At 37.5% G+C, this 566-nt stretch carries 2 pseudogenes; one reads left to right on the top strand and one right to left on the bottom strand.

What is annotated here, in order from left to right:
• Positions 1-222: pseudogene (locus tag ACFINO_RS11430) on the bottom strand (alpha-D-glucose phosphate-specific phosphoglucomutase); the annotation flags it as partial.
• A 200-nt stretch (positions 223-422) separates the two neighbouring features.
• On the opposite strand from ACFINO_RS11430, the pseudogene ACFINO_RS11425 reads away from it, so the two are divergent.
• Positions 423-566, top strand: a pseudogene (locus tag ACFINO_RS11425) (peroxiredoxin); the annotation flags it as partial.

Raw genomic sequence — 566 nt, 5'->3', positions numbered from 1 at the left:
GGCCATTTTCAACACAATTTGAAGAAGGTTGCGGTTAAAATAGCGTCCATCTCCTCCAAGAATAAACAGTTTTCCCTCAACAGACCCAATGCTGTTAAAAAGAGATTGAATAAAATTTTCAACATAATGGGGCTGTTGGAAAACCGACACTTTTTTGCGCAAACCAGACGTTCCAAGTTTTTGATCATCAAAAGCCTTAGTCAAAACTGTCATGAGAGTCATGGAAGCACCTTCATAATGTTTTGCTCGATTTTAGAGTGAAGTTCCACCAAAGTCGACTATTAATTCTACTTGACGCGGCAGTGAAATATTTGCAAACTTGTCCAAAAAGGGGACTCTTTAAGACGTCCTTTTCAATGTGTTTTTAAAGATGAAAATCACTTTTAAAACACGATTCCCATAAAAAATACAGGAGCATAATTATGATAAGAAAAACAGTTCCCAACACCACTTTCCATACACGTGTACGCGATGAATCAATTGGTGGAGATAATCCTTATCGATGGCAAGAGGTGAACAGCGATGCATATTTTAAAGGGAAACGGGTTATTCTTTTTTCTCTTCCT

Origin of the sequence: Bartonella sp. AA83SXKL (genome assembly GCF_042196965.1) — a bacterium.
Lineage (GTDB): Bacteria > Pseudomonadota > Alphaproteobacteria > Rhizobiales > Rhizobiaceae > Bartonella.
The sequence above is the reverse complement of the archived record's forward strand: the minus strand, read 5'-3'. Positions and strand labels throughout refer to the sequence as shown.